This is a genomic window from Rhizobium sullae, assembly GCF_025200715.1.
Taxonomy (GTDB): domain Bacteria; phylum Pseudomonadota; class Alphaproteobacteria; order Rhizobiales; family Rhizobiaceae; genus Rhizobium; species Rhizobium sullae.
The window spans coordinates 79,678-93,121 of the sequence record NZ_CP104145.1 but is presented as its reverse complement, the minus strand read 5'-3'; the positions used below and the strand labels follow the sequence as shown (position 1 = coordinate 93,121).

10 protein-coding genes and 5 pseudogenes are annotated in these 13,444 nt (G+C 59.4%); 11 read left to right on the top strand and 4 right to left on the bottom strand.

The window, feature by feature from the left end; translation table 11 throughout:
- The first annotated feature begins 27 nt into the window (after positions 1–27).
- Positions 28–725 (top strand): annotated as a pseudogene (locus N2599_RS34480) (IS6 family transposase).
- A gap of 354 nt (positions 726–1,079) precedes the next feature.
- Here the strand turns inward: N2599_RS34480 and N2599_RS34475 are convergent.
- Genes N2599_RS34475 through N2599_RS34465 form a run of 3 tightly spaced genes read right to left on the bottom strand, consistent with a single transcriptional unit; the run spans position 1,080 to position 5,145 of the window.
- On the bottom strand, positions 1,080–1,619 hold the full coding sequence (locus N2599_RS34475) for a hypothetical protein (protein ID WP_027513910.1): 540 nt from the start codon (positions 1,617–1,619) through the stop codon (positions 1,080–1,082).
- An 18-nt stretch (positions 1,620–1,637) separates the two neighbouring features.
- Positions 1,638–4,169, bottom strand: a complete 2,532-nt coding sequence (locus N2599_RS34470; protein WP_244564822.1) for a S8 family peptidase — start codon at positions 4,167–4,169, stop codon at positions 1,638–1,640.
- Entirely contained in the window at positions 4,057–5,145 is a 1,089-nt protein-coding gene (locus tag N2599_RS34465; protein WP_051336865.1) for an AAA family ATPase, read from the bottom strand. The genes N2599_RS34470 and N2599_RS34465 overlap by 113 nt, the downstream gene beginning before the upstream one ends.
- Positions 5,146–5,430: 285 nt before the next feature.
- Between N2599_RS34465 and N2599_RS34460 the strand changes: the two are divergent.
- Both N2599_RS34460 and N2599_RS34455 read left to right on the top strand, forming a co-directional pair.
- Positions 5,431–6,128: pseudogene (locus tag N2599_RS34460) on the top strand (IS6 family transposase).
- A gap of 62 nt (positions 6,129–6,190) precedes the next feature.
- Positions 6,191–6,349 (top strand): annotated as a pseudogene (locus tag N2599_RS34455) (IS6 family transposase); the annotation flags it as partial.
- Between the two features lie 153 nt (positions 6,350–6,502).
- On the opposite strand, the gene N2599_RS34450 reads toward N2599_RS34455, so the two are convergent.
- Complete coding sequence (locus N2599_RS34450; protein WP_156915366.1) at positions 6,503–6,649, bottom strand: hypothetical protein; 147 nt, start codon at positions 6,647–6,649, stop codon at positions 6,503–6,505.
- Between the two features lie 168 nt (positions 6,650–6,817).
- Here N2599_RS34450 and proV point away from each other — a divergent pair, with 168 nt between their 5' ends.
- From proV to N2599_RS34410, 8 genes and pseudogenes are all read left to right on the top strand, one after another.
- Positions 6,818–8,050: a glycine betaine/L-proline ABC transporter ATP-binding protein ProV gene (gene proV / locus N2599_RS34445; RefSeq protein WP_027513131.1), complete on the top strand. Its 1,233-nt coding sequence runs from the start codon at positions 6,818–6,820 to the stop codon at positions 8,048–8,050.
- A gap of 22 nt (positions 8,051–8,072) precedes the next feature.
- Positions 8,073–8,954, top strand: coding sequence for an ABC transporter permease (locus N2599_RS34440; RefSeq protein WP_011654140.1), 882 nt, complete (start codon positions 8,073–8,075; stop codon positions 8,952–8,954).
- Positions 8,955–9,018: 64 nt separating this feature from the next.
- On the top strand, positions 9,019–9,891 hold the full coding sequence (locus N2599_RS34435) for a glycine betaine ABC transporter substrate-binding protein (RefSeq protein WP_027513130.1): 873 nt from the start codon (positions 9,019–9,021) through the stop codon (positions 9,889–9,891).
- Positions 9,892–9,961: 70 nt separating this feature from the next.
- Positions 9,962–10,252, top strand: a complete 291-nt coding sequence (locus N2599_RS34430) for a helix-turn-helix domain-containing protein (RefSeq protein ID WP_027513129.1) — start codon at positions 9,962–9,964, stop codon at positions 10,250–10,252.
- Between the two features lie 49 nt (positions 10,253–10,301).
- On the top strand, positions 10,302–10,646 hold the full coding sequence (locus tag N2599_RS34425) for a DUF7674 family protein (protein ID WP_018496485.1): 345 nt from the start codon (positions 10,302–10,304) through the stop codon (positions 10,644–10,646).
- A 521-nt stretch (positions 10,647–11,167) separates the two neighbouring features.
- A pseudogene (locus N2599_RS34420) lies at positions 11,168–12,084 on the top strand (IS5 family transposase); the annotation flags it as partial.
- Positions 12,082–12,630 (top strand): annotated as a pseudogene (locus N2599_RS34415) (Tn3 family transposase); the annotation flags it as partial. The pseudogenes N2599_RS34420 and N2599_RS34415, both read left to right, overlap by 3 nt.
- A 108-nt stretch (positions 12,631–12,738) precedes the next feature.
- Complete coding sequence (locus N2599_RS34410; protein ID WP_027513128.1) at positions 12,739–13,326, top strand: recombinase family protein; 588 nt, start codon at positions 12,739–12,741, stop codon at positions 13,324–13,326.
- Positions 13,327–13,444 lie beyond the last annotated feature (118 nt).

Here is a 13,444-nt window from a genome sequence, read left to right as displayed (position 1 = left end):
AATGTGGAATTCGATGTGCGATGAAGGTTGATGACAGACCGTGATCCACTCTATCGTCGACATCGCTTTCCCGCTGAAGTTATTGCCCACGCCGTGTGGCTCTATTTCCGTTTCCCTCTGAGCCTGCGAATGGTCGAGGACTTGCTGGCTGCCCGTGGGATCATTGTCTCGCACCAGACCGTCCGGCTGTGGGCGGAGAAATTCGGCCGCACCTTTGCCAACGAGATCCGTCGTCGATCATCCGGTTGGCTTGGGGACAAGTGGCATCTCGATGATGCCGTTGTTTCAATCCGCGGCAAGAAGCATTGGCTGTGGCGCGCAGTTGATCAGGACGGTTTCGTCTTGGAGGTTCTCGTACAAAGCCGCCGAAATGCAAAGGCCGCCAAGCGCCTGATGTGCAAGCTCTTGAAGGGTCAGGGACGGTCGCCGCGTGCGATGATCACCGACAAGCTGCAGTCCTACGGCGCAGCAAAGCGAGAGATCATGCAGGGTGTCGAGCATCGCTTCCACAAAGGGTTGATAATCGGGCGGAGAATTCTCACCAACCAGTCCGGCGGCGAGAGCGGATCATGAAGTGCTTCAAGTCACAGCGACATCTACAACGCTTCGTCTCCATCCATGATCCGATCGCCAACCTATTTCAAATCCCGCGCCACGACATCTCCTCCGGCCACCATCGCGAACTGCGCACGGCGGCGATGAGCGTGTGGGCGAAAATTGCCTGAGCATGAGAGATATCTGCGGATGGCGTCTTTCGCTGGCCTTTCATCCGTTAAGCTTACGATGCCGCCGCATAGCCTCAATTATATGTCGTTCGGGGTCGCTTTTCGTTGCCCTCGACGCCACTTTGACAGGCGCTGCTCGGCGCCCCGACATCCGGCGATGGAAGGCGGCCAAGGCTCGAATGTCAATGCCGGATGAAATTTCCCCAAAAGTGCCGAAGTAAAATTCCCCGCTCATACCTGTGTCCTGCTGCGCGGAGTGTTGTTGCGGCCGCCGAAGCTGGAGGTTTGGCCGCAACCAGGTCAGCGAACGGACCGTATTCAGTTAGAAGCCCGGCCTTTGGCGGATCGCAGCTTTCAGGCGTCCGGGAGATGAAGTGGCTCAACGTATTTGGCGACATCGGCTGGGCGAGGAAACTTCTGACCTAAAAAGCCAAGGACGGTCGCGCAAAGTCCCAACGACCAAGCGCACCGTGCGGGCGTAAAGGCCGCCGCCTCATCGCGAGGAACATCCTGGTTGTCATCCTGAATGTGGACCTTGTTGCGGAATTTGCGCAGGGTGTGCAACTCGTCGTAGATGCCTCCCCCGAGTTCATTGAGCAGATCGTATTTGCGCATCACGTCGATGATGTTGTTGAGTTTGTCGATCTTTTTGCCTTCAATTTCACGCCGGTCGGCTGCGGCAATGTTTGGCACGCCTTCCCGATTGAAATTCTGCGCGCGATAGATGATTTGCCCGAGTGCCGCTTCGAGAATAGCTCCGACCTGAACAACCACGAACTTATTTAGCCTGCCGTCGTCGTTGTGTGCACAGAGCGAGCGCAAGACATCAGCATTGTAAACAAGGTTGTCGCCCACCTTGAAATCGCCGATGAAGTTTGAGGGTATCTCGACCACGATATCGTTTCTCCTTAATTATGGAGCGGCTCGCTGCGCCGGACGCGGTTGAACCCGATTTCGCACTTGATCGTAAATCCTGAGCTCGCCAGGCATTTCGAGAGTGACTGCAAGACCGAAAGGAACAAATTCGTCAATGGGACCAGCCGGATCAGGCTCTCTCTGGATTTTCAGCCGCAAGCTCATTCCTTCGGCGACGACCGCGGCTTGTGCCCCGCTCCACACCCGCGTAAAGACGGTCCCGCGATTGGTCTGGTTCCCATCCGGTTGCCAACCATCGGCAGAAACACCAAGCCCCGCGATTTCGACGGGATCGAGGATCTTCATCCTCACGGCGCGATAGGATTTCCGACCCGGCACGACCGGTGTAAACCAAGCTAATGTGGCAGTCACCGAGTGTGCACGTGCTTGGCCGCCGATCACAGCCGGAATCGGCACCAGTACATCGACGCTCCGCTCCCTGCCAAGTGAACCAACACACCAGAAGGTGGCGCGGTCCGCGGCACAAGCGACGGCATCATCGCTGTCGAATACGCCATATCCAAGGAAGCGGCGAATGTTGTCCTTTTGACGCGGAGCCTGACCCTGGCCGAATGGCCCTAGTAGCTCTTTGACCAAGCCGGCCGCCGCATTCGGCCAGCGCGCTGGGTGCACAAGCAGAGCCTTGATGAGGACAGCTCGTTGGGTATTCGTCAACTGCAGAAATTCCTGACCATAGGCCGCTTCCAAGGCATCGTGGATGCGGTGAGCCGTTCGGGAAGCAAGTGCCGTTGCTGCGCTCGTCCCATTTGTGAACCCTTCAGCATTCTCAAGGCCTGGGCGTGGCGGCGCGGCAACTTTGAGGCCCGCTCCTCGACTTGCGCCCGCTGGTGCGACCGTGATGCTCCCCGCGCTGGCGACGACGCGAAGGTGCTCTCGTGCCCCCGGCATAAGAATATCTGGCTTAACGGAGCCTCCGAATCCGGGACCCAGGGCGCTGGACGGGTTCGCAGTGTCGAGCTCGGAATAGGGGTTCACGTTAACGCGAGCCAAGGCTCGCTCCCCGGTCGGCACCCAATCCAGGTTTCGAGCGCCGATGGTCAACCCATTGATCGTTTCGGACGGAGAGAGCAAACGACGGTCGGCGACAACTGCCGCCACCGCGTAGATCACGCCTCGCGCGCGCTGATCCGCACTGGCATCCTCGAAGGCAACCCTGTTTTCAAAGGCCGCGACGGGGAATTGTGTCGTGATATTGCCGGCGCTGACGAGGAAAAGGATACCGAAGCGGTATGCCAGTCTGTCGAGAAGTCTCGCCCAGGGCGACAGCTGGCCGTAGAATGGGCGCCGGACATTTCCAAGCGAAATATTGATGATGATGACATGGGGAGCTGAGGGTTGATTGCCCGCGCGCATACGCATGACAGCCTGATAGATCAAATCGATGACCAGCCTGTCCGACGGAAAGCGGTCGTTCTCGCCTAGAACAGGAATGCAGTGCACCTGACGAGGCAGCGGCGGTTCCGGCTTGTTGCGATCACCGTGAACAATGAGGGAGGCCATGGCCGAGCCGTGATAGCGTTGCGCCACAAGAGCGCCGGGCTCAAGCCCGAAATGATCCTCCACACTCAAATGAGGCTGCAGCAGCGGGTGCCCCGCGACGGGAACACCATCAAGAAGCGCAAGAATCGGGTCGGCGGTGACAGGTCCCATTGCTGGCGCAGGAGCAGCCAGCAGAAGATCATTGGTGTCAATTTCCGTGACGACGCTCTGCGGGCGAATGTGCATGATCGGCTCGACACCGGCCAGGCTGCCGGGAGCCCGCTCCACGACCGTCCGAATTGCTGCCACTGGCAGCTCGGCAAGGATGGCGTGGTAGGCGATGTCATCCAGTCTGGCGCGACTGAGAAGTCGACCGCCACTCTGCCCGATCGCCTCCACGACAGTCGCTTCACTGATCGCACCTGCGCCGGGAGACGCACGGAACACCAGTTCGATTTCAAGAGGAACAAGCTCGTCGTCGGCCCGACCTTCGATCTCCTCAGCCAGGACAGCCGCGTCCAATCGCTGGACGCGATCGGCAGGACCCCAAACACGAAGGTCGCGAAGACAGGCAAAGACGTCCCGCCATGGTGTAAAGCCCTGTGGTAACACTCGGCCCGCCACCCAGGTTCGCCATAGCGACTCTATCTGCCGCAGTGCCCGCAAATCCGGTACAAGCAAGTAGGCAACGGGTGCCTTGTCCTCATCGCCCGACAGCTCTTCTTCGTCGATAAGTTCGAGGCCCGGCACGTTGTTGATTGCCCGTGCAAAGGCGGCAATGCTCCCCTTCACTTCGAATACGAGAAGTCGCTCAGGCGCCAGCGCGGCTGGATCGGCGCGAAGCGCGAGCCCCGCCGGGTCGCGCTGCAGCACGTCTGTCAGGCGCTGAAATTTCGCGCCAAAGCGCTGGTTCTGGTCAGCGGTTGAGTTTGGTTGAGGGCCGCGTACGACCGCTTGACGGCCGGGTGCTCTTGGCTGCGGGGCGGTCGGATGCAGTCTCAGTATCGGTTTGGTCGGGTCGCTCGCCATTCAAAACCTCGGGGCTAACTCTTGTTGCCCAGAGGTCCAGTTCTGAACGAAGTGCATCGTCGATGGAAAGCTCCCCCAAGCCCAATATCTGTCGTCTTCGCACGTTTTGGCAGAAATCCAAAGCCTCTGCAAAACTTACGGTACCCAATTTCGCAGCGATCGATTTGGCCGCAGCCTTAGGCGCATCGGGCCATTGCGAGATAATGCGGTTGAGGAAGACCCCGATCCTCTGGCGGTCCGGGGCCGGGAAAGCCAGCCGCATCTGGAAGCGGCGCCAGACTGCCCGGTCCAGTAGCTCGGCGTGGTTGGTCGCGGCAATCACAACGACGTAACTGGGCAGCTGGTCGAGCTGCATAAGCAGGAACGAGACGACGCGTTTGATTTCGCCGGTCTCGTGGGTATCGCCACGTTCCTTGCCGATTGAGTCGAACTCGTCGAAGAACAGAACGCTCGGCCGCGTACGGACATAGTCGAAGAGCTTGCGTAGGCGCGCATTCGTCTCGCCGAGATAGCTGCCGATCAGAGCGTCGTATCTGACAACGAAGAACGGGAGCCCGAGTGCCTCCGCCACAGCCTCGGCGAATGAGGTCTTGCCATTACCGGGTGGTCCAGAAAGCAGGATCCGATGCCGCGGCTCATAGCCATGAGCCCGCAACACGTCGGCGCGCGTATGTTCTTCGATGAGCTGCCGGCCGCCCTGTTCCACTGGAAGAGGCAGCATCAGTTGACTGAGCTGAAGCCGTGGCTCGAGCTCGAGAATCGTGTCCTTGCCGGAGCCGGCGGGGCTGGAGGCGGCAGTCAGCGCCGGGGGCGTTATGGCGACCGTAGACAACGCCCGTTCAAGCCGATCGGCGACGATATGGTGGTTTTGTGCCCGCTCTTCAGCGACCAGCGCTTCCGTAGCAGATTTCAGCATCGCCCGATCGCCGGATGCACCGGCGCGTACGAGGGAAATGAGAAGGTCGCTTCGGGCCATGTCGATCGCGTCTCTTAAGGTTCTGAACTTAAACTCGCGGCAACGCGAATCGTTGCCCAAATAGTTGAAAAAGTCTTCCCATGCGCACGTCCCGCACTTCTATACATGAAATTTACACCTCGCCAACACTCACATGGAAACCGCCGTTCTCAATTACCCGCCGTGAGTGTAATTTCTGATCCAGCTACGGGCAAAAATAGGGGTCTGACTCATATTTGATGATTTCGCGGTCGAAACTGGGCATCGTCAACTTAACGGAATGTGGAATTCGATGTGCGATGAAGGTTGATGACAGACCGTGATCCACTCTATCGTCGACATCGCTTTCCCGCTGAAGTTATTGCCCACGCCGTGTGGCTCTATTTCCGTTTCCCTCTGAGCCTGCGAATGGTCGAGGACTTGCTGGCTGCCCGTGGGATCATTGTCTCGCACCAGACCGTCCGGCTGTGGGCGGAGAAATTCGGCCGCACCTTTGCCAACGAGATCCGTCGTCGATCATCCGGTTGGCTTGGGGACAAGTGGCATCTCGATGATGCCGTTGTTTCAATCCGCGGCAAGAAGCATTGGCTGTGGCGCGCAGTTGATCAGGACGGTTTCGTCTTGGAGGTTCTCGTACAAAGCCGCCGAAATGCAAAGGCCGCCAAGCGCCTGATGTGCAAGCTCTTGAAGGGTCAGGGACGGTCGCCGCGTGCGATGATCACCGACAAGCTGCAGTCCTACGGCGCAGCAAAGCGAGAGATCATGCAGGGTGTCGAGCATCGCTTCCACAAAGGGTTGATAATCGGGCGGAGAATTCTCACCAACCAGTCCGGCGGCGAGAGCGGATCATGAAGTGCTTCAAGTCACAGCGACATCTACAACGCTTCGTCTCCATCCATGATCCGATCGCCAACCTATTTCAAATCCCGCGCCACGACATCTCCTCCGGCCACCATCGCGAACTGCGCACGGCGGCGATGAGCGTGTGGGCGAAAATTGCCTGAGCATGAGAGATATCTGCGGATGGCGTCTTTCGCTGGCCTTTCATCCGTTAAGCTTACGATGCCTGCCGAAGATCGGCGGATTCCAATCCTTCAAAACCGCGCGTCGAACTATCGCAGGGTTCGAAGCGATACTGTGGCTGCGAAAAGGGTTTGGCTTCTCCGGAGAGTGGACCGTCAATGATCAGAACGATCTGCTCGCGCGTCTCTTCGGACTTCAAAAGGCAATAAGGCGTGAAGAGCAGAACGTATTTCAGCTCAACGCGTTCGGCCGACCGCTTTGCGACACACGCGTTTCGCAACCCAGCGCTGGATGCACCCGAAGCCTCCCACAACGCCAGGGTCGCAGAAGCCCAAAACGGCCTATTTTTGCGCCATCACAATGACCCGCGGGCAATAAATTTCATTTTTTTATGGACATCGAGCGTATATCCACCTACATAACGTTCAACTTCTCCGCCGAAGCGCTGGTTTCGAAGGAACATGAAGCGCCGAACGCAGACGTTACTGTCGATGATTGCCATGATGACAGAGCCATACTTGGATGGCCAGATAAGTGATTAAATCAATAGCGCTTTGCTACGTTGAAAATACAGCCGACACTTGGAAGTGCGCAGCAGATACTGTCGTCTCGACAAGCATCGGCTAAAAAAGGAGAATGCCTGGCCTCTTGAGCTCGGCGCCCAAATTATATGAATTCTGCAACTGAAAAAGACGCGCCGACACAATCGGCAACGACCAAGATCAGCCTCAAGAACATCTACAAAGTCTTCGGCGAGCATCCGAAAAAAGCCTTCGCACTACTGCGGGCCGGAAAGACCAAGTCTGAAATTCATGCAGCAACGGGCTGCTCGATCGGCGTCAACGACGCCAGTTTCGATATTCGTGCCGGCGAGATATTCGTGATCATGGGCCTGTCGGGCTCCGGCAAATCAACGCTGCTGCGCCTTCTCAACCGACTGATCGAACCGAGTTCCGGATCGATCGAGATCGATGGCCGCGACATCACCGGCATGTCGCGCAGCGAGCTGATCGCGCTTCGCCGCCGCGACATCAGCATGGTCTTCCAATCCGTTGCACTGCTGCCGAACCGCACGGTCCTCAACAACGCCGCCTTCGGTCTCGAAGTCGCCGGTGTCGGCGAGGCCGGCCGCAAGCAGAAGGCACTGGCGGCGCTGAAGGCTGTCGGCCTCGATGGCTATGCCGACAGCCGCCCGGACCAGCTCTCCGGTGGCATGAAGCAGCGCGTCGGCCTCGCCCGCGCACTGGCCAGCGAGCCGACGATCCTGCTGATGGACGAAGCCTTCTCGGCCCTCGACCCGCTGATCCGCACGGAAATGCAGGACGAACTGGTTCGCCTGCAGTCGGAACACAGCCGCACCATCGTTTTCGTCAGCCACGATCTCGACGAGGCGATGCGCATCGGCGACCGGATCTGCATCATGCAGAACGGCAATGTCGTGCAGGTCGGCACGCCCGACGAAATCGTCACCCAGCCGGCCAACGACTATGTTCGCTCGTTCTTCCGCAATGTCGATGTCGCCCATGTCTTCAAGGCCGGCGATGTTGCCCGCAAGTCGCAGGTGACGATCATCGAGCGCGAAGGCGTGTCCGCTGCCGCAGCGCTCGAGCGAATGAAGAATTACGATCGTGAATACGCGATCATCCTCGGCCGCGACAAGACCTATCACGGCATGATCAGCCAAACTTCGCTGATCGAGAAGATGCGGGCCAAGGCAGCCGACCCCTATCGCGGCGCTTTCCTGACCGAGATCCAGGCCATTCCGGCTTCCGAGCCTTTGTCGAACGTGCTCGGCAAGGTCGCCGCCAGCCCATGGCCGGTACCCGTCGTCTGCGATCGCAACCGCTATATCGGCTCCATCAGCAAGTCGGCGCTGCTCGAAACGCTCGATCGCGCCAGCTGACCCCAAACACATCGGATATACTATGAACTTCGATATCGGAAACGGCATCGACGCTGCCGTCAATTACGTCCTCGACAATTTCTCACCGCTGCTGGACGCCATCGCCGCGACCATCGGCTTCGTCACGGATGGCATCCAGAATGCCCTGCTGGCTATCCCCATGCCTGTCGGCATCGCGATCTTCGTGATCCTGTCGCTCTGGCGTGTCGGCATCGGCTTTGCGGTGTTCACCGCGCTCGGCCTGCTGCTCGTCAATCACATCGCCCTCTGGGGCCCGATGATGGAGACGCTATCGCTGGTGATCGCCTCGACGCTGATCGCCATGCTGGTCGGCCTGCCGCTCGGCATCTCCATGGCGCGCAAGGATTCCGTCGCCGCCTTCGTGCGCCCTGTTCTGGACCTGATGCAGACCATGCCGGCCTTCGTCTACCTGATCCCGGCCGCGATGTTCTTCGGCCTCGGTGCCGTACCCGGCGCGATCGCCACGGTGATCTTCTCGATGCCACCGGTGGCCCGCCTCACCAATCTCGGCATCCGCCAGGTGGATGGCGAATTCATCGAGGCCGGCAATGCCTTCGGCTGCACCGCTACGCAGTTGCTCTTCAAGGTGCAGTTGCCGAATGCCCTGCCCTCGATCATGGCCGGCATCAACCAGACGATCATGTTGTCGCTGTCGATGGTGGTGATCGCCTCGATGATCGGTGCCGGTGGCATCGGCAACACGGTACTGACGGGCATCCAGCGTCTCGATGTCGGCACCGGCTTCGAAGGCGGTATCGCCGTTGTCATCCTGGCCGTCATTCTCGACCGGATCACCCAGAGCCTCGGAAAACCCCGCGCCGCCTTCTGGCTGGGACTGTTCCGCAAGACCGAGCGCGAGGAACTGGCGACCGCTACCGCCTGATCCCCGCGTCAGACCAATGCGGGCAACGACCCGTCTAATGCGAACCTTCACAAAAGGAGCACATATGTTCAAAACACTCGCAACCCTCGGCCTCGCCGCCGCCCTTCTCGTTGGCACCGTCACAGCGACCATGGCTGCGGATGCCAAGCCGGTGAAGATCGGCTGGGCCGCATGGTCCGACGCCGAATTCGTCACTAAGCTCGCTGCCAGGCTGATCGAGACCAAGCTCAACCAGAAGGTCGAGCTTGTGCAGGCAGACGTGGCGCCGCTCTACCAGGGTGTCGGCCGCGGCGATCTCGATGCGATGATGATGGCCTGGCTGCCGCAGACCCATGCGGACTATTATGCCAAGGTCAAGGAGAAGGTCGAGACGCTCGGCACCGTCTATGACGGCGCCAAGCTCGGCTGGGTCGTCCCGGACTACATTCCCGCAGACCAGATCGGCTCGATCGAGGATCTCAAGAAGGAAGACGTCCAGAAGAAGCTCTCCGGCACCATCCAGGGCATCGACCCCGGCGCCGGCCTAACGCGCCTGTCGGAGAAGGCCGAGAAGGATTACGGGCTGGGCGGCTACAAGCTGCAGATCTCCAGCGAAGCCGGCATGCTGACCACCGTCGATCGCGCCGTGCGCGGCGAAAAGTGGTTCGTGGCCACCGCCTGGAGCCCGCACTGGATGTTCGGCAAGCACCAGCTGCGCTACCTCGACGACCCGAAAAAGTCGCTGGGTGAAGCCGAGCACGTCGACATTCTGGCGCGCAAGGACTTCAAGTCGGAAAATCCCAAGGTTGCCGACTTCCTGTCGCGCATGAAGCTGCCGATTCCCGATCTGGAAGCGGCGATGTTTACCGCGCAGCAGAGCTCCTATGATGAAGCAGTCGACAAGTACATTGCCGACCACCCCGACCAGGTGAAGAGCTGGATCGGCGAGGAAGGCTGATCTCCGACATCATGCTCCCCAGCACCATCGTGCTGGTGAGCATCTTCGCAAGATCGAGCAGGAGCGACAGTTGTATATCGACAGCCCGGACACGTTCTACACGACTGACGACACCATCGGCGGCCGGATATCGCTGGGGCGCGACGCGAACGGCCTGTCGGTCGAAGCCGCCTCCCTCGCAATCGGCATCGCGGCAGGCACCTGGATCGACTGGGAAAACGATCGTGACGCTCCCTTCCCCGACCGCCTCGTGATGATTGCCGAAGCGCTCGGGGTCAGCCTGGCGTGGCTCGTCAGCGGACGTGGCGAAGGGCCAACCTGGATCACCAGTGACAACGTTTCTGCCTTTCGTCCGGACTGACGGCCAACGGCCGCGCCAAACGATTTCAGCAGGACAAGGAACGACATCGATGGATACCAGCACAATCACATCCGAACTGACGCAGAACATACCTGGGGCGCCGGCCCTGGAAGCAGGATCGACAACCGGCCAGCCGATCGATCTCTCCGCCATGCACGCCCTCTATTCGGATATGGGATGGCTGATCGCCGAGCGTTTTTCATCGCTTGAAGACCGCCAGAGGGTATTCGAGCTGATCGAGCTCGGCATGCGAAGCGGTGACCCCAAACTGAAGCATGCGGTATCGACCGGCTTGATCGAAGCGATGATTTCCCGCACCGGCGCGCAGCCGGCGAGGTGGCGACAGATCTCGGCGCAGCTCGGACCGCTGTCCGCTGCCTATATCCACGGATAGCTTTTTCCCCTGCCAAGTTCCGCCCATCTCGGCCGGCATCAGCGTGGATCGCAGATGCCGGCCTGTTCGTCTTCGGCCAGCCCCTTTCTCGTCACGTGCAGGATAGACAGCGCCGGCGAAGGCTGCCGGGTGCGCCGATTGCCGACGGCGCGATCCTGCGAACCCGATTCCCTTCGCCTACCCCTTCGCAATTGCGACAGAAGACATCGGAGTTGAGGAGGTGACCAGACGAAAGGATCAGACGCCGGACTGATGTTCAGGTGCGCCGTGTACAAGCTGAAACTCCGGCGAGTGAACCAGATGAAGATAACGTTTGAGAGCGCCGGTGCAAAAGTCGGCCACGGTAACGGCGCGATAATCTCGCCGTAGGGGCGGAGTAGAACCCGGCCACCTATCTTCCTTCTGCACTGAACGCAGGAGGGACAAGGGGATCTACACCGTGGAATTGGGCGTTGTTGCGTGGATCACCCGGCGACTAATATTGAGCGGTTGTTTTCAGTCTCCTGATCCGGATTTCGACGATGCCGCACACGTTCAATGCCGATCGGCGGGACAAGATTGCCAAGCAGAAATATCAAGTGACGAATTGGCCGGCATATAATGAAAGCCTGCGTCAACGTGGTGATTTGACCATCTGGGTGAAGGATGAGGCCCTGTCTTTATGGACGGCGCGGAGGCGGACATCGCGGGGTGGTCAGCCGAAATACTCGGATCTGGCGATTACGTTGTGCTTGACCCTGCGCGTCGTCTACGGGCTGGCGCTACGCCAGACCCAAGGCTTGATGCGCAGTGTCGCGGCGCTGATGGGGTTCGATATTGCCGTGCCTGACTTCTCCACCCTGTCTCGCCGGAGCAAAGGGCTGGCGTTGCCGTCGACAAAGTCCCGAGCCACAACATCAGGTCCGGTCGATCTGGTTGTCGACAGCACCGGCTTGAAGGTCTTCGGCGAGGGCGAGTGGCTGGAAAACAAGCACAAAACCAAGGCCAAACGCAAAAGATGGCGCAAACTGCACCTTGGTCTCAATCTTGTCAGCGGTGAGATTGTTTGTTCCGATCTGACCGTGGCTGATGTCGGCGATCCGACAGCGTTACCAGGACTTCTGGACCAGATCGGTGGCGCCGTCGAGAAGTTCATTGCCGACGGTGCCTATGATGGAACGCCAAGCCGAGATCTTCTGGCGACACGCTTTGGTGAGATCGTGGAGGTCATTATCCCACCTCCCAAGACTGCCGTTGCCAGCCCTCAATCGGTGCTGGTTCCATCTGTCCGCGATCGCCATATTGCAGAAATGCAGACCAAAGGGCGGATGGCATGGCAGAAATCCACCGGCTAAACAAGCGCAGTCGCGCTGAGACCCAGATGGGTCGATGGAAGGCTGTGATCGGGCCCAAACTCAAAGCGCGAGATTTTGACAATCAGAAGACTGAAGCGACCCTGACCAAGACAATAGATTGGGAGCTGATCGAGAAGCAGTACGATCAGATGATCAAATACACGGCCGCGCTCCGCAGCCGGACCGCCGAGCCGGAGGCGATCCTGCGCCGGTTTGCCCGGGCGGCCGTCAAGCACCCGACCTATGATGCGTTGTCCGAGCTCGGACGCGCCGTCAAAACCATATTCCTGTGCCGCTATCTGGCCGAGGAAGCGTTCCGTCGTGAGATCCACGAAGGATTGAACGTGGTCGAGAACTGGAACAGCGCCAACGGCTTTATCTTTTTCGGCAAGGGCGGTGAGATATCGAGCAACCGCCTGGAGGATCAGGAGCTCTCGGTGCTGGGCCTGCATTTGCTGCAGAACTGTCTGGTCTATGTGAATATCCTGATGTTGCAGCAGATCCTCTCGGAGCCGGCTTGGGCGGGCCGGATGACGGAGGAAGATTGGCGAGGGTTGACGCCGATGATCTATGGCCACGTCAATCCATATGGCGAGTTCGATCCGGACATGGAGCAGCGCATTGCGTTCGAGCCCGCTCTTGCAGCGTAAAGCAGTGTGCTATCGGCGGCTACGTTCCGGCGGCTCACCAAAAATCAAGGGTTTGGCATGGGCGAAAACCTGTTGCCAAATTAAACGTCAAGGCAACAGGTTTGTGCGATGATTCTGGGCTATGCGAGGGTCTCCAAAGCAGACGACCAGGACACCGCCGCCCAGGTCGCGGCTCTCAAGGCCGCCGGGTGCGAACGTGTGTTCGAGGAGAAGGCCTCGGGTGGTCGTTGGGACAGGCCGGAACTCCATCGGCTTCTCGACCAGGTGCGCGCCGGCGACGTCCTGGTGGTCTGGAAGCTCGATCGACTGTCGCGCTCCCTCAAGGATCTGCTTCATGTCCTGGAACAGCTCGACAAAGCTGGCGCCGCGTTCCGCTCTCTGACCGAAGCGATCGAGACTGCCGGCCCGGCCGGCCGAATGATGATGCAAATGCTTGGCTCCTTTGCAGAATTTGAGCGCGCCATGGTCAAAGAGCGTACCCAGGCCGGCCTGAAGAATGCCCGCGCGCATGGCCGCGTTGGTGGTCGTCAACCCAAGCTCACGTCCGATCAGAAGATCGAGGTCCGAGCCATGCTTGACGCCGGCAGAAGTGCCGCCGACATTGCCAGAATATTCCGCGTCCATCGCGCAACCATCAGCCGCGTCGTCGCGCAGGACAGAGCCAGCGCCTCGACCCCGCTACGCGCCGTTCCCTAAATGTTCGGTTTGGTGGCCAAAAAATCGAGCTATGATGTCACCGGGCCCTTTACGCCATCATCCGCGAGCTTGATCCATTCCTTGTGGTACGCAGCCACCATGACGTTGAGACAGTCGT

Bases quoted from the DNA above. Each gene is read 5' to 3' on its own strand.
- N2599_RS34425 (WP_018496485.1), top strand. From the start codon at position 10,302: ATGGATACCAGCACAATCACATCCGAACTGACGCAGAACATACCTGGG.
- proV (WP_027513131.1), top strand. From the start codon at position 6,818: ATGAATTCTGCAACTGAAAAAGACGCGCCGACACAATCGGCAACGACC.
- N2599_RS34410 (WP_027513128.1), top strand. From the start codon at position 12,739: ATGATTCTGGGCTATGCGAGGGTCTCCAAAGCAGACGACCAGGACACC.
- N2599_RS34470 (WP_244564822.1), bottom strand. From the start codon at position 4,169: ATGGCGAGCGACCCGACCAAACCGATACTGAGACTGCATCCGACCGCC.
- N2599_RS34450 (WP_156915366.1), bottom strand. From the start codon at position 6,649: ATGGCAATCATCGACAGTAACGTCTGCGTTCGGCGCTTCATGTTCCTT.
- N2599_RS34440 (WP_011654140.1), top strand. From the start codon at position 8,073: ATGAACTTCGATATCGGAAACGGCATCGACGCTGCCGTCAATTACGTC.
- N2599_RS34435 (WP_027513130.1), top strand. From the start codon at position 9,019: ATGTTCAAAACACTCGCAACCCTCGGCCTCGCCGCCGCCCTTCTCGTT.
- N2599_RS34465 (WP_051336865.1), bottom strand. From the start codon at position 5,145: ATGGCCCGAAGCGACCTTCTCATTTCCCTCGTACGCGCCGGTGCATCC.